This window comes from Planosporangium spinosum, assembly GCF_049999945.1.
In the GTDB taxonomy this organism is placed as follows: Bacteria; Actinomycetota; Actinomycetes; order Mycobacteriales; family Micromonosporaceae; genus Planosporangium; species Planosporangium spinosum.
This window is the reverse complement of the sequence record NZ_JBLYUB010000001.1, coordinates 565,382-584,800: the sequence shown is the minus strand read 5'-3', so window position 1 is coordinate 584,800 and position 19,419 is coordinate 565,382. Positions and strand designations below refer to the sequence as shown.

The 19,419-nt window shown below is 73.6% G+C and carries 17 protein-coding genes; 12 read left to right on the top strand and 5 right to left on the bottom strand.

Annotated features, from left to right (window positions below; translation table 11 throughout):
• The first annotated feature begins 8 nt into the window (after window positions 1-8).
• The 7 genes from ACNTMW_RS02715 (at window position 9) to ACNTMW_RS02685 (ending at window position 7,878) form a co-directional block, all read left to right on the top strand.
• Complete coding sequence (locus ACNTMW_RS02715; RefSeq protein WP_426631694.1) at window positions 9-1,856, top strand: DUF6345 domain-containing protein; 1,848 nt, start codon at window positions 9-11, stop codon at window positions 1,854-1,856.
• Between the two features lie 410 nt (window positions 1,857-2,266).
• Complete coding sequence (locus ACNTMW_RS02710; RefSeq protein WP_426631693.1) at window positions 2,267-3,781, top strand: AMP-binding protein; 1,515 nt, start codon at window positions 2,267-2,269, stop codon at window positions 3,779-3,781.
• On the top strand, window positions 3,778-4,992 hold the full coding sequence (locus tag ACNTMW_RS02705) for an acyltransferase (RefSeq protein WP_426631692.1): 1,215 nt from the start codon (window positions 3,778-3,780) through the stop codon (window positions 4,990-4,992). Before ACNTMW_RS02710 ends, ACNTMW_RS02705 begins: the two co-directional genes overlap by 4 nt.
• 82 nt (window positions 4,993-5,074) lie before the next feature.
• Window positions 5,075-5,848: a phosphosulfolactate synthase gene (locus ACNTMW_RS02700; protein ID WP_426631691.1), complete on the top strand. Its 774-nt coding sequence runs from the start codon at window positions 5,075-5,077 to the stop codon at window positions 5,846-5,848.
• 24 nt (window positions 5,849-5,872) lie between these two features.
• Window positions 5,873-6,274: a VOC family protein gene (locus tag ACNTMW_RS02695; protein ID WP_426631690.1), complete on the top strand. Its 402-nt coding sequence runs from the start codon at window positions 5,873-5,875 to the stop codon at window positions 6,272-6,274.
• An 18-nt stretch (window positions 6,275-6,292) separates the two neighbouring features.
• Window positions 6,293-7,291 (top strand): CE1 family esterase, encoded by a 999-nt coding sequence (locus ACNTMW_RS02690; RefSeq protein WP_426631689.1) that lies wholly within the window; start codon window positions 6,293-6,295, stop codon window positions 7,289-7,291.
• Window positions 7,288-7,878, top strand: a complete 591-nt coding sequence (locus tag ACNTMW_RS02685) for a histidine phosphatase family protein (protein ID WP_426631688.1) — start codon at window positions 7,288-7,290, stop codon at window positions 7,876-7,878. Before ACNTMW_RS02690 ends, ACNTMW_RS02685 begins: the two co-directional genes overlap by 4 nt.
• Window positions 7,879-7,911: 33 nt before the next feature.
• On the opposite strand, the gene ACNTMW_RS02680 is transcribed toward ACNTMW_RS02685, so the two are convergent.
• The gene (locus tag ACNTMW_RS02680; RefSeq protein WP_426631686.1) at window positions 7,912-8,595 is read right to left on the bottom strand and encodes an MOSC domain-containing protein; all 684 of its coding nucleotides are present in this window, start codon (window positions 8,593-8,595) and stop codon (window positions 7,912-7,914) included.
• 213 nt (window positions 8,596-8,808) lie between these two features.
• On the opposite strand from ACNTMW_RS02680, the gene ACNTMW_RS02675 reads away from it, so the two are divergent.
• Window positions 8,809-10,458, top strand: coding sequence for a GGDEF domain-containing protein (locus tag ACNTMW_RS02675; RefSeq protein WP_426631685.1), 1,650 nt, complete (start codon window positions 8,809-8,811; stop codon window positions 10,456-10,458).
• 53 nt (window positions 10,459-10,511) lie between these two features.
• On the opposite strand, the gene ACNTMW_RS02670 is transcribed toward ACNTMW_RS02675, so the two are convergent.
• The 3 genes from ACNTMW_RS02670 to ACNTMW_RS02660 form a co-directional block, all read right to left on the bottom strand.
• Window positions 10,512-11,333, bottom strand: coding sequence for a peptidase (locus ACNTMW_RS02670; protein ID WP_426631684.1), 822 nt, complete (start codon window positions 11,331-11,333; stop codon window positions 10,512-10,514).
• On the bottom strand, window positions 11,333-12,616 hold the full coding sequence (locus tag ACNTMW_RS02665; RefSeq protein WP_426631683.1) for a VWA domain-containing protein: 1,284 nt from the start codon (window positions 12,614-12,616) through the stop codon (window positions 11,333-11,335). The genes ACNTMW_RS02670 and ACNTMW_RS02665 overlap by 1 nt, the downstream gene beginning before the upstream one ends.
• 195 nt (window positions 12,617-12,811) lie before the next feature.
• Window positions 12,812-13,585, bottom strand: a complete 774-nt coding sequence (locus ACNTMW_RS02660; protein WP_426631682.1) for a class I SAM-dependent methyltransferase — start codon at window positions 13,583-13,585, stop codon at window positions 12,812-12,814.
• Between the two features lie 586 nt (window positions 13,586-14,171).
• On the opposite strand from ACNTMW_RS02660, the gene ACNTMW_RS02655 reads away from it, so the two are divergent.
• Together ACNTMW_RS02655 and ACNTMW_RS02650 are read left to right on the top strand one after the other, a co-directional pair.
• A complete protein-coding gene (locus ACNTMW_RS02655; protein WP_426631681.1) occupies window positions 14,172-14,348 on the top strand; it encodes a hypothetical protein in 177 nt (58 codons plus the stop codon).
• Window positions 14,345-16,702, top strand: a complete 2,358-nt coding sequence (locus ACNTMW_RS02650) for a glycoside hydrolase family 65 protein (protein WP_426631680.1) — start codon at window positions 14,345-14,347, stop codon at window positions 16,700-16,702. The genes ACNTMW_RS02655 and ACNTMW_RS02650 overlap by 4 nt, the downstream gene beginning before the upstream one ends.
• A 51-nt stretch (window positions 16,703-16,753) precedes the next feature.
• Here ACNTMW_RS02650 and ACNTMW_RS02645 read toward each other — a convergent pair whose 3' ends face one another.
• On the bottom strand, window positions 16,754-17,047 hold the full coding sequence (locus ACNTMW_RS02645; protein WP_426631679.1) for a hypothetical protein: 294 nt from the start codon (window positions 17,045-17,047) through the stop codon (window positions 16,754-16,756).
• Window positions 17,048-17,429: 382 nt separating this feature from the next.
• Between ACNTMW_RS02645 and ACNTMW_RS02640 the strand changes: the two genes are divergently transcribed.
• Together ACNTMW_RS02640 and ACNTMW_RS02635 are read left to right on the top strand one after the other, a co-directional pair.
• The gene (locus ACNTMW_RS02640) at window positions 17,430-17,864 is read left to right on the top strand and encodes a hypothetical protein (protein WP_426631678.1); all 435 of its coding nucleotides are present in this window, start codon (window positions 17,430-17,432) and stop codon (window positions 17,862-17,864) included.
• A 131-nt stretch (window positions 17,865-17,995) separates the two neighbouring features.
• On the top strand, window positions 17,996-19,414 hold the full coding sequence (locus tag ACNTMW_RS02635) for a HAMP domain-containing sensor histidine kinase (protein WP_426631677.1): 1,419 nt from the start codon (window positions 17,996-17,998) through the stop codon (window positions 19,412-19,414).
• Window positions 19,415-19,419 lie beyond the last annotated feature (5 nt).

Here is a 19,419-nt window from a genome sequence, read left to right as displayed (position 1 = left end):
ATCGCAGGGTGGCGGTCGGATCGTCGATCGTCCTCGGCGCGGCGCTGCTGGTCGGCGGTCCGGCCGCGGCAGCCGCCGAAGACAGCGCACCTGTCTACACGGTGACGCAGGAGGGCCTGACGGCAGACGAGGGCGCCGCCCTCGCCAAGACGTTCGACATTCCGAACGCGTTGCAGGGCAACGGCGCGTTCAGCTACGTCGACAGCGCCAGGTTCGGCCAGGCACCGCTGGTGACGACGGGCAAGGGCCGCGACGAGTCGGGCCGCGACACCGTGTCGCAGGCGCTCGACTACGCGGCGCTGGACCGGATCAAGCCGGTGCCCGACGACGAGGCGGTCAGGCGCGGCAGCCGCCTGCTCGAGCTGGCGGGGCTGTCCGCCGACCTGGTGGCGACGCCGACCGTGTCGCACACCGAGCTGACCACGTCCGACAACAATGACCGCGTCACCGGTGTCCGGCAACTCGACACCGCGGTCACGTACCAGCTCAGCCTCGACGGGCGGCCGGTGCGGGGCCAGGGTGCGAAGCTGCGCGTCACGTTCGGGCCGGACGGCACGGTGACCCAGTTGTCCCACTCGCTGCGCAAGGTGGAACGCGCGGAGAACGCGAAGATCATTAATCCGGACGAGGCCGCGGCGGCCTGCGCCAGGCTGTACCCGGAAGGTACCCGCCAGTTGGCGCCGACCCTGGGCTACCAGTTCCCGCCGCTGGCCGCGCAGGACGCGGGCGGCAAGGGTACCGTCTCGACGATCTTCCCGCAGTACACCTGCAACCCGGTGGCGGAGACGGGTGCGCTGGCGCACCGCCTCGTGCCGGCGGTGCCCGAGGTCGCACCGGGCGGCAAGCTGGGCGCCAGCCGGGCCGGTGACCGGATCAAGGCGGAGGTGTCGGTGTCCGGGGGCACCGCGCCGTACACCTACCAGTGGTCGTCGTCGACCACGACGCTGCCGTCCGACGGCCGTGACGGTCCGTCAGTCGCGTACACCCGCAGCCCGCGGGACGCCAAGGCGGCGGGCTCGGAGACGGTCACCGTCGAGGTCACCGACGCCAACGGACTGGTCGCCACCGCGTCGATCGAACTGAGCGGCGACGGTACCCGGACCGTGGAGACCGTGCCCGGCGGCGGTGGGTTCGGCGCGCTGGCGATCGGCCCGGTCGACGTCGGCATCGAGCAGACCGTCGACGAGTGGCAGTGCGCCCAGGACAGCGCGGTCGGGTTCAAGAAGGTGATGGCCTCGCACGGCGTGGGGACGGCCTTCGACTGGCGTGGCGCCAACGCCTGGGAGTGGGACTTCAAGGACACCAGCCTGGGCGGCGGCGATTCATCCTATGTGGACAACGTGGACGCGGCCTGGTACACCGGCCACGGCTGGTCGGGCGGCTTCACGTTCAAGAGCAGTGTCACCGACACGCAGATCACGCCCGCCGACGCGCGATGGGGCAACGGCGACCTGGAATGGCTGCAGCTCGAGTCCTGCCAGGTCCTGCGCGACACCAACGGCAAGGCGGACTACTTCGGCCGCTGGGGTCCGGCCTTCACGGGCCTGCACATCCTCAACGGCTTCCACACCAACGCGTACTGCGTCTCGGGCGGCACCGGCGGCACCTTCGCCGAGTACCTGTTCCCGAAGAAGTTCCTGTGGTGGGAGCTGCGGCCGGCGCTGCGGGTCCAGAGCGCCTGGGCGAGCATGGCGCTCGACCGCGAGCCGAGCGGCGTCGTGTACCGCTCGATGGGTCTGATCGGCCCCGGTGGCGTCACCAACATCGGTGACTACTTCTGGGGCCAGGGCCCGGTCGGCCCGGACATCTCGCCGTCGACCGCGGTCGGCAAGTGGGCGATCAGCGGAACGGTGTAACCCCCGGCACCACCGGTGGCCGGGCGCGCGACGCGTGCCCGGCCACCGGGTGACCTCGGCCGCCACGCCGACGCGGGGAAGTGCCCGGCACCTCGCATACGTATGCGGCCGGGCGTATCTGGGGGCCTGCTCGGTATGCGCTGGGAGGCCTCTGACAGCCGAGAGCGCGCTGGTTCGTTGCGGGATACAGTCGCAAGAGGACCGCGCGCGACGTGTCGTACGCCGCACGACAAGGCGATAGGCGCCGTGTGACGAGGTGGCGGAAAAACCTGCCGCCTCCCGCATCGCCACGGCGACCGCACGGATGGCCGACCGTCCCACGGCGGGGAGCAAAGGCCTGGTTGAGCCCCTTCACACGAACGTGGCAAAGGCTTCGTCTGTCGCTGTACGTCGCAGAGGAAGGCAGGCGCATGGTCGTGGCGTCCCGACTGATGGCTGCCCGGGCGCAGGAACGACCGGAGGAGCCGGCGTTCATCGTCGGTGCCGATGGCCGGTCGATGTCGTGGCGCGCGCTGGCCGCCTACGCCGAACGGTTGCGGAAGCTGGCCGCCGGCCGCCGGTTACCGGTCCGGGCGCGACTCGGTCTGGTCGTCGCCGATCCGCTCGCCTTCACGGCCGCGTACCTCGGCGCGCTGGCGGCCGGCCTCACCGTGGTACCCGTCGATCCCTGGCTGTCGGCGGCCGAGTGTGACGCGGTCCTCGGCCGGCTGCGGGTGGACGTGGTGGTCACCGACGCGCCGGCGGAGCGGTGGGCGGCAGGCAGGGAGACCTGGCTGGCCGGCCGTGGCCGCCCGGTGCTGGGGCGCGCGGCGGTGACCGCCGCCTGGCCGAGTGCCGGCGCCGCGATGCGCCCCGCCGTGCTGCTGACCAGTTCGGGCACCACCGGGGAGCCGAAGGGAGTCCCGCTGTCGGAGGGACAGCTGCTGCACGCGGCGCGCCGGGTGGCCGGGCACCACCGCATCGGACCGGGCCAGCGCGGTTACAGCCCGCTGCCGCTGTTCCACGTGAACGCGCAGGTGATAGGGGTGCTCGCGACGCTGGTCAGTGGTGCGTCGCTGGTGTTGGACCGGCGCTTCGAGCCCGACGCGTACTGGTCACGGGTGGCCGAGTGGTCGCCGACCTGGTTGAACACCGTCCCGGCGGTGCTGGCGGCCCTGATGGCGCAGCCCGCGCCGCCGGAGGCGGTGGCCGCACGGCTGCGGTTCGCCCGGTCCGCCTCAGCGCCGCTGCCGGATGTGACGCGCCGTGCCTTCGCCGCGCACACGGGCGTCGGCGTGCTGGAGACGTACGGCATGACCGAGGCGGCGGGCCAGATCACCGCCAATCCGCTCGACGTCGCCGCGCGTCGCGACGGCTCGGTCGGGCTGCCGGTCGGCGTCCGGCTGGCGGTCGTCGACACCGACGGCCGGCCGGTCCCGCCCGGCTCACCGGGCATGGTCGTGCTGCGGGGGCGGCAGGTGGTCGGCAGGTACCTGGAGCTGACCGGGCACGGGGCCGAAACGAGCCGGTCGGCCCGGGACGCCTGCGGCTGGCTGCCCACCCAGGACCTGGGGTTCCGCGACGAGGACGGCTTCGTGTACCTGGTCGGACGGGCCGACGACGTGATCAACCGGGGCGGGGAGAAGGTCTACCCGCAGGAGGTGGAGAACGTTCTGCTGGGCCACGCTGCCGTGGGCTCGGCCGCCGTGGTCGCGGCACCGCACGACCGCCTCGGCCAGGTACCGGTCGCGTTCGTCACGCGCCGCGCGCACCGGGCCGGTCCCGGCCTGGTCGAGGAGCTGTACCGGCTGTGCGAGCGCCGGCTGCCCCGGTACAAACGGCCGGCACGCATCGAGATCGCCGCCGCACTGCCGACCGGCCCCACCGGCAAGGTGCTGCGCCGTACGCTCCGCGACGACCTGCTCGCCCTGGATGGCCGCCGGTGAGCGCGCCGACGGGGTCGGAGATGCTCACCGAAGCGGTCCCGCGATCGGACGGCCGACCTCGGCCACCGCGCGACGCACCGGTGGTGCCGGTCGCCCGCCCGGCGGCGCCCGCCCATCTCGGCTCCGTGGACCTGGTCCGGGTGCTGACCGTCGCGCTCGTCATCGCCGTGCACGTGGTCGCGCAGCAACCCGGCGGCGTGTCGCTGGCAGGCGGTGCCCTGCTGACCGTGATGCACGTCAGCCGTGAGGTGTTCTTCCTGCTCACCGCGTTCGTACTCACCTACAGCCACCGCGACCGGGCGCCGTCGGGGTGGTCGGCGTTCTGGCGCCGGCGCTACCTGCTGATCGGCGTGCCGTACCTGCTGTGGAGCGTGGTGTACTTCCTCGCCGACGGCGGGTCCCTGTGGCCGGCCGGCCAAGCACTGGACCGGCTGTCGCGGGACCTGCTGACCGGGGCCGCGCGCTACCACCTGTACTTCCTGCTGGTGTCCATGCAGCTGTACCTCGCGTTCCCGCTGCTGCGTCGGCTGCTGTCGGCCACCCGTGGGCACCACGGCCGGCTGCTGGCCGGCGCCGCCGTCTACCAGGTCGGCTGCTACGCCCTCGTGCAGTGGGGACCGGCGCTCGGCCCGCTGACCGGCTGGCTGCGCAATCCGGGCCCGTACCTGCCCAGCTATCTGGGGTTCGTCATCGCCGGCGGGGTGGCGGCCTGCCATGCGGAGGGGTTCCTGCTCCTGACCGCCGGCCGGACGCGGTGGATCGCCACCGGGTGCGCGGCCGTCGCCGCCGCGGGCATCGCGGTCTTCTTCGCCCAGACCTGCTGGCTCGGATGGTCCCCGGCGGTCGCCAGCGACGTCTTCCAACCGGTCGTCGTGGCCGAGAGCGTGGTCATCGCCTGGGCGTTCCTGGCCCTCGGCCTGGCCTGGCAGCGGCGGTGCGCGCCGGGCAGGCGGCTGGTGCGCTCGGCCTCGGACGCCTCGTTCGGGGTCTACCTGGCCCATCCGCTGCTACTCCAGGGCCTGCTCGCGGTGAGCGCGGCCACCGGGCTGACGGCCACGGCGCAGCGGGCGCCCGGTCCGCTGGTCACGGCGGTGGCGGTCGTCGTCATCGTCCCGCTGACCTATCTCACGTGTTGGTCGGTGGTCTCCGTGGGGCGGCGCACCCCGCTGAGCCTGGCGATGACCGGCCGCACCAGGCGCGGCGTGCCATGAGGCCGGGCAAGACCGGTACCCGCCGAACCGGGCGGTCCGCCCCGGACCGGCCACAGTCCCCGCGTCCCCAGAGGAGAATGCGATGCGAACGCCACCCGGCATGACGATGGTGATCGACAGCGGCCTGCCCACCGGCGCGTTCACCGACCTCATCACCAGCCACGGCGAGTACATCGACCTGGTCAAGTTCGGCTGGGGTACGGCCCTGGTCACCCGCGACCTCGACCGCAAGATCCGGGTCCTGCGGGACGCCGCCATCGGGTTCTACTTCGGCGGTACCCTGTTCGAGCACCACCTGTGGACCGGCCAGCTGGACGAGTACCTCCGCCTGGTCCACCGCACCGGCGCCACGCACATCGAGGTGTCCAACGGCACCATCCCCCTCGACCAGGGCAGCAAGGCCGGGTACGTGCGGCGGCTGGCGCAGTACCGGCCCGTGCTGTCCGAGGTCGGCTACAAGGACGCCGACCGTTCGGCACTGCTCACCCCGGCCGATTGGGTCGACGCGCTGCGCGAGGACCTCGACGCCGGCGCCTTCCTGGTCATCACCGAGGCGCGCGAGAGCGGCCGCAGCGGCATCGCCCGGGCCGACGGGCACGTGCGCCGGGACGTCCTGGACGCGGTGCTCGCCGCCGTCGACACCGACCGGGTGATGTTCGAGACGCCGACCAAGGATCTCCAGGTGGGGCTGATCAACGCCGTGGGGCCGGACGTGAACCTCGGCAACGTCGCCGCGGCCGACGTCGTCGCGGTGGAGACGCTCCGCCGCGGGCTGCGCGGCGACACCCTGCTCCAGCTGACCACCGGCGCGAACGCCACCGGACGCGCGCACCTGCGCTTCCCCTCCGTCGCCTGACATCCGCATACCCGAGGAGCCACGATGCGATCCCGCCACGACGCCTTCCACGTCGCCGTGCCCACCCACGACCTCGACGAGGCGGTCCGGTTCTACGTCTTCGGGCTCGGCGCCAGGCTGGCCCGCCGCTACGCCGACCGGGTCACCTTCGACTTCTTCGGCGATCAGCTCGTCTGCCACCTCGACGAGCGCGCGGTACCCGACGAGCCGGCGGCGTACCCGCGTCACTTCGGCGTCACCTTCGCGCGCGCGGCGGACTTCGACCGGCTGATCAGGCTGGTCGAACACCGCAAGCTGCGGGTGCTGTCCGGCCCGGCGACCCGGTTCGAGGGCACCGCGGAGCAGCACCGCACCATCTTCCTCGTCGACCCGTCCAACAACGTGCTCGAGTTCAAGCAGTACGACGATCCGCGGCTGCAGTACTGACCACGGGCGGGGCGTCAGATGTCGGGCACCGACCGTGCGAGGCCGCCCCTGCCGGCCACCCGGCAGGGGTACCGGCGCCGGCGGTACGGCTGCGGCGTCGTCGCCGCCCTCGCGCTCGTCGCGCTCGTCCTCCTGGTCGTGACCGCCTCCGGGCGCGCCCCGCTCACCCCGGCCCCGGCGGTCGCGGCGCTGAGCGCCGCCCCGCTGCCGGCCGGCTGGACGCAGACCACCGTCCCGGTCACGGTGGGCGGCCTGGACCGCAGCTACCTGCTGATCCGCCCGCGGGCCACCGTCACGGGCCAGCTGCCGGTGCTGGTGGAGCTGCACGGCTGCTGCGTCGCGCCGCACGAGGAGGCGCAGCGCAGCGGGTTCGTCGACGTGACGCGGCCGGCGATCCTGGTCTACCCGGCCGGAGTGGCACGATCCTGGAACGCGGGCTTCTGCTGCCACCGGGCACAGGAGAGCGGGGTCGACGACGTCGCCTTCCTCACGGCCGTCGTCACCCACGTGCTGGCCACCCAGGCCGACGCCGCCTCGGGGCAGGTCTACCTGGCCGGGTACAGCAACGGCGGGAAGATGGCCCTGCGGATGGCGTGCGAGGCGCCCGGCCTGTTCGCGGCCGTCGCGTCGTACGGCGCCGTCGACGCCATGCCGTGCCCGGACCCCGCGCCGGTGTCGCTGCTGGAGGCCGCCTCCACCGACGACCCGGAACTGAGCATCAGGCCCGGTGACACACCCCACACCGTGAACGGGTACACCGAGCCCACCGTCGAGGCGGAGGTCGACCGGTACCGGCAGGCCGACGGCTGTCCGGACAGCGCCGACGTCCGCCACCGGGGAAGCCTCACCGTCACCACGTGGACGGGGTGCGACTCCGGCCGGATCGTCCAGCTCGCCCTCTACCGGGGCGGCGGGCACGGCTGGCCGCAGGGGGACCGGGCCACCCCGTCGGCGGCTGAGGTGATCTGGGGCTTCTTCCTCACCGCCCGCGCGGCGACCCGGCGGGGCCCGGGATGAGCACGCCGCCACGCCTCGTCGTCGTCCGGCACGGCCGTACCGGGTGGAACGCCACCGGACGGTTCCAGGGCCAGGCCGACCCGCCACTGGACCGGGTCGGGTACCGCCAGGCCGAGGCGGTCGCCGACGCCGTCGCCGCCCTGCGACCGGACCTCCTCGTCGCCTCCGACCTGCGCCGCGCCCGGCAGACCGCCCAGCCGGTCAGCGCGCGGTGCGGGCTGCCCGTCGTCCTCGACGCCCGGCTGCGGGAGGTCGACCTCGGCGGCTGGGCCGGTCTGGACCGGCGCCAGGTCGCGCACCGCTACCCCGACGAGTACGACCGGTGGAGCCGGGGCGCCGACCTCCGCCGGGGCGGTGGCGAGACCCTGGCCGAAGCCGGTACCCGTGCGGCCGCGGCGCTGGTGGCCGCGCTCGCCGGGGCCGCGCCGGGGGCCACCGTGGTCGCCGTCTCGCACGGCCTCGTGCTCCGGGCCGCGCTGTCCCGCCTTGCCGCGTTCAGGCTGGTCCGGCTGCCCGGCGCGGTGCCGCACCTGGCCAACGGGGAGTGGATGTGCGTACCGCTGACGTCGCGCCGCGGCGGCCGGTGAGGCGGTGTCGTCGTGGCCCGTGGGAGCGCGCGCTCAGTCCAGCCAGCGGGCCTCGTCACCGACGCGGATCCGGCCGGGCGCCTCGACCTCGGCGTACACCCCCAGGGTGTTGTCGAGTTCGCGCGCGACCCACCGCAGTACGGCGCGGTCGTGCGGTACGGTCGGCGTCTCCTTCGTGATCATCACGCACCGGTCGCAGCCCCCGGTGACGCGCAACCGCAGCGCACCGATGGCCATCCGGCGGCCGATCCAGCCGTGCTCGGGGTATCCGGTCCCGGCCGCGTCGGGCACCCCGTCCAGGACCAGGTTGGGCCGGAACCTCGTGGCGTCGATCGCGCTGTCCGGCAACGCCGCGCTCAGGCTGCGTAGCGCGGTCGTCGTCAGGATGTGCAGCGCGGCCCCCGGCGGATCCGGCCGGCGCCCGGCCAGCCTGACCTTCGCGTGGACGGCGGCGCTGAGCCGGCTGTCGGCGTCGGGCGCGTCGGTGCGGAACCGCCCGCCGTCCGGCAGGATCAGTTCGGCCACGCCCGCGTCCACCGTGACGGCCCGCACCCGCATGAGCGCCGGAACGGCGCCGGCCCACGTGACCTCGTCCCGCTCGTCGTGGACGGCGATGATCCGGTCACCCTCGATCCCGTGCGCCCCGACGGTGGCGGCGGTGAGCGGTTCGCCACCCACCGACTTCACCGGATACCGCCACAGTTGATCGACCCGCATGCGTCCCTCATCAGCCGGCGAACACCCGTCCCGGGATCGTAGCCGGACCGGCGTGTGCGCGCTGACCGCCCGTACCGCCGGCCGGTCGGCCGCGTGGGACGCACCCGCACGGCAACCGACGTGTGCCGGGCATCGCAACCCGGCCGGCGTAGCGTCGCGTCCTACCCCTGGGCGAGTTGCCCCTGGGCGACGCGAAGGTGGATGTGAGCGGCCATGGACCTGGCATTGCGCACGGCGTCGGCGCGGAGCTCCGTCGGCGCGGCGGAGCCGGTCGTCGACGTGATCGACGACCTCTCCGACCTGTCGGCGTGGTCGCCGCAGGCCGAAGCCAGGGTGGCGGCGGCGTTGGGGGAGATGGAGCTGGTCTCCCTCGGGCGGTACCGGACGGTCGTGGTGCCGGCCGAGCGCGCCGAGCGGCTCGCGACCGAGTGGGGCCTGCCCGGCCTGCGGATGCGGGCCCGGCTGGTGCGTGCCGACGCGTTGCTGCGGGACGGCGACGCGGTCGAGGCGGGCCGGATCGCCGAGCAGGCGCGGGCGTGGGCCACCGAACACGGCGACGCCCACCTGCTGGCCCGCAGCCACCGCCAGCTCGCTCTGTTCTTCTACCACGTCGGTGACGTCTCCGACGCGTTCGCGCACGCGGTCCAGTGCGTGGCGGCCCTCGCCGAGGACGTGCCGGCGCGGCTGCGCGCCAAGCACCTGGCGATCCTGGCGATGGTGGCCTACGACGCCGGAGCGCCCGAGGACGCCCGCCGCCGCAACCAGGAGGCGCTCGAGATCGCCACCGCCATCGGCGACGGCGAGCTGTCGTTGCAGATCCTCAACAACCTGGCGTACACGGCGTGCCGGAGCGGTGACCACGAGCGGGCCGAGCGCCTCATCGACCAGATCCACGCCGTCGCCGCCCGGCATGGCAGCGCGCTCGGCGCCAGTGTCCTCGACACCATCGCGCGCATCCAGCTGGCCCGCGGCCGGTACGCCGAGGCGGAGGCGACCCTGCGCCCGCTTCTGGACGGGTCGGCCGGGCACCTGCTCACCGAACCGAACGCGCTGGCCGAGTGCCTGCTGACGGTGGCCGAGGCGCAGCGCCTGCGCGGGCACGTCGACGCCGCGCAGGCCAGCCTGGACCGGGCGACCGGGGTGTGCGAGGAGCGGAACCTGGCGTCGGCCAGATCCCGGGTACGCGAGGAGCAGGCGCAGCTGCACGCGGCGACCGGCCGGTACCGGGAGGCGTACGAGGAGTACCGCGCCTTCCACGCCGAGACCCAGGCGCAGCAGTCCACCCAGCGCGAGGCCCGGGCCCGTACCCTGCAGGCGGTGTTCGAGACCGAGGAGGCGCGCCGGGAGAGCCTGCGGTTCCGCGAGCTGGCCCTGCGGGATGCGCTGACCGGCCTGTACAACCGGCGCTTCGTCGACGAGCGGCTGCCGCTGGTGCTGGAGCAGGCGGCCGACCGCCGCGCCCCGCTGTCGGTGGCCCTGGTCGACCTCGACCACTTCAAGCGCATCAACGACACGTTGTCGCACGCCACCGGTGACGCCGTGCTCCAGCGGCTCGCCGACCTGCTCAGCGACGCGGCCACCGGCCCGGCGGTGGCCGCCCGGTTCGGCGGCGAGGAGTTCGTGCTCGTCCTTCCCGACACCGGGGCCGACGAGGCGGTGCGCCGGTGCGAGCGGCTGCGCCGGGCGATCGCCGACCACGGCTGGCAGGCGGTCACCGGCGACCTCCCGGTGACCGCCAGCATCGGCGTCACGACCGTCGCGGATGGACAGGGTACGGTCGCCGCGCTGCTCGCCCGGGCCGACCGGAACCTCTACGCCGCCAAGCGCGCCGGTCGCAACCGCGTCGTCGCCGACCCCGGCTGACCGCGGGGTGCCGGAGCCCCTTCCCGCGCGGCGACGGGAAGGGGCCGGTCACGTCACGTCCGGCGGCGCCAGGTCAGCGAGAAACCGACGACGCCGGCGACGGCGGCCAGCACACCACCGACCGTGGTCCAGATCCAGCGGGCGGACAGGTCGGGCAGCCAGTCCAGCGCCCCGGTCGCTGCCACCGGCACCGGGGCGGGACTGGCCGAAGGATCGGCCGAGCCGGCCGCCGTGGCCTTGCCGGGCCTGGCCGCCGGGACGAGTGGCGCCTTGAGCTCGCCGTCGTCGGCGCTGGTGCCGGCGTCGGTGGCGCCGATCAGCATGTCGACCTGGATGGGCAGGCCGAGGTCCGGTTCGGGCAGGTCGGTGACCGACAGCCGGACGTAGTACGTGCCGGGGAGCGGGTCGCCCGACCACGGCTCGGCCCAGGAACGTACCCGCCGCAGGGTGCAGCCGAGGGCGACCGTGGTGGCGTCGGCCTTCGCGGTCGGTGTCTGCGAGCCGGCCGTGCATGCCTGCCGCCGGCGGAGCCCGTCGAAGACGTCGACGGTCCAGGTGGACGCGCCGGTGCGCTTGGCGGCGGGCGGGAGCGCGACGGTCAGTGTGACCTCCATGGTCTGCCCGGCGGTGGCGCGGAACGACCAGTACAGGTAGTCACCGGTGGAGGCGGCGACCTGGACCGGTTGGCCGGGGTCGACCGACGTGGCGGTGAGGAACGAGGTTCCCGCCCGGTCGACGGTGCTGGCGCCGGGCGAGGGGGACGGGGTGGCCGCGGCGGCCGTCGGCAGCGCGACGGTGCCGGCCGTCGCGGCGAGCGCGGCGGCGGCGAGGCGGAGGTACGGTCGGGGACGTGCCCGGCGGGTGCGGTTGGGCATCAGTTGGTCCTCCAGGTCGCGACCCACCAGCGGGTCAACCAGCCGGCGAGTACACCGGTGAGCAGGCCGGCGGCGGTCAGCACGAGCAGTAGGAGCCAGCCCCGGCCGAGGCCCGGCGCGTCCGGCGCGGGCGAGGCGGCGACGACGTCGACGGTCAGTTCGAAGGGCATCCCCGGGGCGGCGTCCGCCCCGGCCGGGCTGGCGAACGAGTTGCTGATGACCAGACAGACGGCTCTCGCTGTGGCGGGGTCGCCCGCCGACGGGTCGGCATCCGCGTCCGGCTCCGAAGCCGACCAGCGCAGGCCGGTGGAGAGCGCATCGGTACGTCCGCTGCCCGCGTCCGTGCCGCGGACGAGTTCCCGGCCGTCGGCGGCGGTCGCCCGCAGGAGTACCCCGTAGTCGGGGTTGACCGGGCGGTCCAGCGCGATGCTCACCGAGGCGCGCAGCTCCTGGCCGGCGCCGACCGGCACCCGGTACCAGCGGTGCTCGGAGATCTTCTCCCGATCGGTGTAGACACCGGGGGAGAGCAGGGGTGCCCCGGCGCACTCCTTGCCGCCGGCCACGAGCGCGGGGGCCGGGGCGTTGGTGTCCTTGGCCCGCTTGACGAGCTGCTTGACCCGGCCGGTCAGCTCCTCGGGTGTCTGTGCGGAGGCGTACGTTCCGCCGGTCGCGGTCGCGATGCAGACCAGCTGCCGGCGCACCTTCTCGTCGGGCGCGAGGCCGAGGGTGTCCACCACCAGCTGGGTGCCCCGGGCGGCGAGTTCGCGGGCGACGTCGCAGGGGTCCGGTGGGGCGCAGGTGTCCTCGCCGTCGGTGATCAGCACGATCCGGCGGGGGGTCTCACCGGTGCCCAGGTCGTCGGCGGCGCCCCGCAGCGCCAACCCGACCGGGGTGAATCCGGTGGGGCGCAGGGTGGCGATGGCGCCCTTGGCGGCGGCCCGGTCGACCGGTCCTACCGGCACGAGCTGCTGGGTGTCCTTGCAGCCGAGGGCCTTGTCGTCGCCCGGATAGGTCGCGCCGAGCACCCGGATGCCGAGCTGGGTCTGGTCGGGGAGGGCGTCCACCACCTCGTTGAACGCCTGCTGGGCCACGGAGATCCGACTGCGGCCGCCGATGTCGTTGGCGCGCATCGATCCGCTGACGTCGAGTACCAGCTCCACCCTCGGCGGCTCGGTGGCCTTGGCGGGTTCGGTCTCGTCAGCGTGGGCCGGTGGCAGGGCGACCGCCGACAGGGTGACCGAAAGTCCTAAAAGGACAGCGAAGGGCCGTCGTTTCATGATCACGGCCGGGATCCTATCCATCGGCGACCGGTCCGATCGCGGGGGGCCGCAACGACTTCGCCACCGTCTATTCGCGACTGTCGGTCGCGCCGCCGACCTCGGCCTCCTCGTACTCGCGCTGCGACAGGAAGGTGCCGGCGAGGGGTGCCGGCCGGGGCCGGTCCCGAGTGTCGACCCGGCTGAGGCGACGCGGGCCGGTTACCGATCCTCGGGACGGCGCAGCACCAGCAACAGCGCGCGGTGCCCGTCCTGGCCGGGTCGCGCCGTCCGTGCCTCGCGCAGCAGGTTGTCGGTCGCGCGCTCGCCCACCTCGGACCGCAGCTCCGCCTCGTGTGCCTCCCACAGCGCGTAGAGCCGTGGCCAGAAGTCATCGGCATACGGGTTGACCAACGACTCCTCCAGGTCGAGGTCCGCGGCGGCCGCCATGCTCGGCCAGTCGTCGGTATCCGCGGGCCGCTCACGCGCCGTGAGCACCACCCGCCCTCCGGGAACCACGATCCGTCGGGCTTCCCGTAGCGCCGCCACCCGGTCGTTGGCGAACGGCAGCGCGTCGACGCTCACCACCCCGTCGGCGCACTCGTCTGGTAGGCCCGTTTGTGCGAACGTCCCCTGCCGAAACTCCGCACGCTCCGGTGAAACGAACTCGCCGGCGCGCTGCCGGGCGAGTTCCACCGCGACGGCGCTGAAATCGATCCCGACCAGATGTACGCACAGGGCACGCGCCAGCCAGAGGCCCGCACCGCCGCGACCGCAGCCGAGGTCGACAAGCCGTCCGCCGGGTCGCAGTCGCAACGCGGCCACGACGTGACCCAGCAGCCACCAGGAGCACGAACTGAACGGTTCGACCTCCGCCGGATACTGGTCGCCCATCGCCTCCGACCACAGGCGCCGCATCAGCGGGCTCGCGTGCGCGCCCGCATGTGCCGCGTCATAGTCATCGGACGCCACGCGTACCGTTTCCATCTCCGTCATGCCGACATTCTGTTCCATCAATCTGAGCTGTGGTGCGGGCGGGTCACCGGCCCCCCGGCCGCGCCGGAAGCGGCATTCTCGATGACCGTGACGACGAGGCAGCCGCGGTTGGAGATCGAGTACTGCACGCAGTGCCGCTGGCAGCTCCCGCGCCGCCCGGGCGGCGCGGGAGCTGCTCACCACGTTCCCGCTCCGGCTCAGCGAGGTGGTGCTCGCGCCGGGGACCTCGATCGGCGGGTGCCCCGATCGCAGGGGTCGCCACGTCCTCCGGACTGTCCTATGGAGATTTCGGCCGGCCGTGGCGCTTCCGCCGGCCACGGCCTGACCCTCCGCTCCGTTGCGGGACCTCGGCGCCGTCGGCGCGCTACCTGTCGACGAGCCGGTAGAAGCCGTCGGGAGCCTCGACGACCTCCGTGGCGGGTGGCTTGCTCGCCGGCACCGCCGCGCCCGCGGACCAGGATGATAGGCCGGATCCGGTCACGGCACCGGCGCGTCACGCGGCTTCGTGATCACCGGGAGCGGCGGCGGGCCGGCGGTTCGACCGCGCAGGAGGAGTAGCCGGCCCGGCGATGGGTAACAGCAGATCATGGATGGCAGCGCCCCCGGCGCCGACACCGTGGCCACGGACCTCGCCGGACTAACCGACCGGGCCGAACTACCCGACCGGGCCGAACTACCCGACCGGGCGGAACTACCCGACCGGGCGGAACCGGGCGACCGGGCCGAACCGCGCGACCGGGTCGAACCGGAAACCAGCCGATGATCACGCATTCGGCCTTCCCGCCCGATCCGTGGGACATCCGCGAGTGCCGTCTCGACCTCACCGTACTGGCCCAGTCGGAGTCGGTGTTCGCACTGTCCAACGGGCACATCGGCCTGCGCGGCAACCTCGACGAGGGCGAGCCGCACGGGCTGCCCGGCACCTACCTCAACTCGGTGTTCGAGTTCCGGCCGCTGCCGTACGCCGAGGCCGGCTACGGCTATCCCGAGTCGGGTCAGACGGTCATCGACGTGACCAACGGCAAGCTGATCCGGCTGCTGGTCGAGGACGAGCCGTTCGACGTGCGCTACGGCGACCTGCGCGCGCACGAGCGGGTACTGGACCTGCGCGACGGGGTGCTGCGGCGCACCGCCGAGTGGACCTCTCCGTCGGGTCGCGGCGTGCACGTCACGTCGACCCGGCTGGTGTCGTTCACCCAGCGCGCGACCGCGGCGATCGCGTACGAGGTGCGCCCGGTCGACGCGCCGCTGCACGTCGTGCTCCAGTCCGAGCTGGTGGCCAACGAGCAGTTGCCGCTGGTGTCCGGCGACCCGCGGACCGCGGCCGTCCTCACGACGCCGCTGCGGCCCGAGCAGCACACCGCGCACGGCGCGCGGGCCCGGTTGGTGCACAGCACGCGCGAGAGCGGCCGCCGGATCGGCGCGGCCATGGACCACACCGTGCACTGCCCGGCGGAGGTACACACCGAGATCGAGTGCTCCGAGGACACCGCCCGGTACACGCTGGCCACCCGGCTGGCCGCCGGCCAGTCGCTGCGGGTGGTGAAGTTCCTGGCGTACGGCTGGTCCAGCCAGCGCACGATCCCGGCCATCTCCGCCCAGGTCGAGGCCGCGCTGACGCTCGCCCGGGAGACCGGCTGGGACGGCCTGCTGGCCGAGCAGCGTGCGTACCTCGACGACTACTGGTCCCGCGCCGACGTCGACCTGGAGGGCGATCCGGAGGTGCAGCAGGCCGTGCGGTTCGCCCTGTTCCAGGTGCTGCAGGCCAGCGCCCGGGCCGAACAGCGGCCCATCCCCGCCAAGGGGCTGACCGGCCCCGGCTACGACGGCCACGCGTTCTGGGACACCGAGACGTACGTGCTGCCGGCGCTGACCTACACCACCCCGCACGCCGCGGCCGACGCGCTGCGGTGGCGGCACCGGACGCTCCCGAACGCGCGGAAGCGGGCCCGCCAGCTCACCCTCGACGGCGCGACGTTCCCCTGGCGGACCATCAACGGCGACGAGTGCTCGGGCTACTGGCCGGCCGGCACCGCGGCGTTCCACATCAACGCCGACATCGCCGACGCGGTGATCCGGCTGGTCGACGCGACCGGCGACGAGAGGTTCGACCGTGAGATCGGGCTCGCCCTGCTGGTGGAGACCGCCCGGCTGTGGACCTCGCTGGGCTACCACCATCCCGACGGCGGCTTCCGTATCGACGGGGTGACGGGCCCGGATGAGTACAGTGCCCTGGCCGACAACAACGTTTACACCAACCTGATGGCCCAGCGGAACCTGCGCGGCGCCGCCGAGGCCGCGAGGCGCCACCCGGACGAGGCGTCGGCGCTGGGCGTCGACGACGACGAGATCGCCGCCTGGCAGCGGGCCGCCGACGAGATGTGCGTGCCCTACGACGACAAGCTCGACGTGCATCCGCAGGCGGAGGAGTTCACCGACCACGCGGTGTGGGACTTCGCCAACACCCGACCCGACCAGTACCCGCTGCTGCTGCACTTCCCGTACTTCCAGATCTACCGCAAGCAGGTGGTCAAGCAGGCCGACCTGGTACTCGCGTTGCACAAGCGGGGCGACGCGTTCACCGCCGACTCCAAGGCCCGCGACTTCGCCTACTACGAGCCGCTGACCGTACGGGACTCGTCGCTGTCGGCCTGCACCCAGGCGGTGATGGCCGCCGAGACCGGCCACCTCGACCTCGCCTACGAGTATCTGGGCGAGGCCGCCCGCATGGACCTCGACGACCTCGAGCACAACACCAGCGACGGGCTGCACATCGCGTCCCTGGCCGGCGCGTGGATCGCGCTGGTATCGGGGTTCGGCGGCATGCGCGACACCGGCGGTACGCTGTCGTTCGCCCCGCGCCTGCCCGGACCGTTGACCCGTCTCACGTTCGGCCTGCTGTGGCGTGGACAGCGGCTGTGCGTGAACGTCACCGGTGCCGCGGCGACCTACTCGCTGGACAGTGGCGACCCGGTCGAGCTGGTCCATCACGGCCGGGTCTTCCGCCTGGTGGCCGGCCAGCCGGCCAGGTACCCCATCCCGCCGGTCGAGCCCGGTCCGCGCCCCAGCCAGCCGCCGGGTCGCGAGCCGGTCCGGCGTCGGCTCGGCTCCGCGTAGCGGCCGGCGACGCGGAGCGCCCACCGGGTGACACGTACCAGGACGGCGCGGTCACCGGTCGGGTGGGGCGACCAGCGGATGGCGCCGTGCGTCCCGCGCGGCGAGCACGGCCATCTCGTCCCGGTATTCGTCCGCCGAGAGGCGGCCGGTGAGCAGCGACGTGGTGAGCACGGACTCCGCGCGCTCGCCGTGCGGGTCGGTCCGGGCGACCGTCCCGAGGCCGGCCCGCAGCTGCGCCGGCCGCGGCCCGGCCGCATCCCGGGTTCGGTGCCTGGCGACCGCCCCGGCGGCGGACACCACGGCCGCCACTGTCGTCAGCACGATCAAGAGGACGGCGAACGTCATTGTCGATCACCCCGCCGGCATCCGGGTTCCGTGTTCCACCTTTGCTCAGGGAACCTGCGGGGGGACAGGGCCGAAGGTCCCTCGGCGGGGTGCGCCGTCGCGGGTCCCGAGGTCGCAGACCGGCCTGCCGTATCGCGTACGCACCTGGTGCGGCAGGTACGCGGTGGTGCCGGAGCGCGCGGACGGCACGATCACCGGCGCGGGCGGCACGCTTACACAAGCTTTACCTGGGTTTGGTGGACAGTGAGCATGTCATCGGCAGGATGGGAACCGGGTACGGAGCGGGAGGACGGGTCCTTCGGTTCGACCCTTTCCTTCCGGTTCGACTTCGAGGGAGTCGCTACCGATGAAACTGACTCACAAAGCAATCACCGTAAGCGCAATGGTGGCTGCCCTGCTCGGCTCCGGCGCCACCGCCGCCGCGGCGCAGACCACTCCGCCACCGCCATCGCCACCGGGAGCCGGCACGAGTGCCTCGCCGTGGTCGGTGTCCCAGATCAAGCAGCGGCTCGACGCGCACCTGGCCAAGGAGATCAACCAGGCGACCGCCGCACGCCAGCGCGTCAACGCCAGCTCGACGTTGACCGCTGCGGAGAAGGCCAAGCTCAACGGCGATCTCAACAAGCTCATCGCCGACGCCACGACGGCCCGGCGTGAAGTGGACGCGGCGACGAACCGTGCCGGTCTCGAGGCCGCCCGGCCCGCGCTGCAGGCGGTGAAGGCGGACCGCCAGCAGGTGCACAAGGACTGGAAGGCCATCAGCGGCGCTCACGGTACGGCGAAGCCGACGGCGCCGCCGACCGCGTCGACCAGTTGAGGATCTGAGGCCGGGTAAGGACCCGGCGTCGCGGCGCCGGGTCCGGTCGCCGCGCCGATCGTCCATCGCGGCGCGGACATCCCCCGCGGGCTCGTCACGGATCATGACGGCGGCCGAGGGATGATGGCAGCATGGTGGGCCGGTCACACCGCCGACGACCGCCGATGATCCGTACCTTCTCCGCCCGCGCGATCCTGGTCACCTGCGTCACGGTGATCGTGTCGGTGGTCGTCACGGCGTTGGTGGCGATGCCGGTGGCGGTCGGCTCCGCCAACCGCCAGGCACGCCAGGGGCTCGTGGACAAGAGCACGCTCACCGGCGATGTGCTGGCCACCGCGCACCCGGCCGACCGGGAGAACCTCGTCCGCCGCCTGCGCCAGCAGGGCATCGAGGTGTACCTGATCCGTCGTGGCGGCGCCGACCAGCCCGGCCTGCCCGCCCGGCTCGTCACGCGGGTGGCGGCCGGGTCGCCGGTCGACCAGCGCGGGGTGGTGAACGGCACGAGGGTGCTCGTCGTCGGACGCCCGCTCGCCGCGACCGGCAACGGCGTGGTGCTGACCACGCCGGTCGTCACCGCGTCCGTCGCGCCGCTCCTGGGTGATCTCTGGTTCGCGCTCGCCGCCGGCCTGGCCGGCGGCATCGGCGCCGGTGTGCTGCTGGCCCGGTTGGTGACCACCCCGATCCGGGACGCTGCCGTGGCGGCCGCCCGGCTCGGGGCCGGCGACCGCACGGTACGGCTCCCGGTGCGCTCGCCCACCGAGATGGCCGAGCTGGCCACGGCGTTCAACCAGCTCGCCGCCGACCTGGCGACGAGCGAGGGACGCCAGCGTGAATTCCTGCTGTCGGTCTCCCATGACCTGCGTACCCCGCTGACGACCATCCGCGGGTACGCGGAAGCGCTCACCGACGGTGTCCTGGGGGCCGGCGATGCGCCGGCGTCCGGCCGCACGATCCTCGACGAGGCCGCTCGTCTCGACCGTCTCATCTCCGACCTGCTCGTCCTGGCCCGGTTGGAGGCGGCGGACCTGCCGGTGGAACTGATACCGGCGGACCTGACCGAGCTGATCGGCGCGGCGGCCCGGGCGTGGGCTCCGCGCTCCGCGGCCGTCGGCGTGCCGCTGCGCACCGACCTGCCGGCCGGCCCGGTCGTGGTGCGCACCGACCCGGGGCGCATCCGTCAGGTCGTGGACGGTCTGTGCGAGAACGCGCTGCGGGTGACTCCGCCGGGCGGGCCACTGGTGCTCGCGGTACGGGCCGACCCGGACGGCGGGATCGTCGAGGTACGCGACGGCGGTCCCGGCTTCACCGACGACGACCTGGCGGTCGCGTTCGAGCGGGGCGCCCTGTACCGGCGGTACCGGGGCGTCCGCAAAGTCGGCAGCGGGCTCGGCCTGGCGTTGGCCGCCCGGCTGGTACGGCGGCTCGGCGGTGCGATCGAGGCCGGCCACGCCGCTGAGGGCGGTGCCCGGTTCACCGTCGCCCTCCCGCGCGGAACGAGCAGCGACGACGGCTCGTTGTCGATGAACGACGCGCTCGGCTACCGTCGATGACGGCC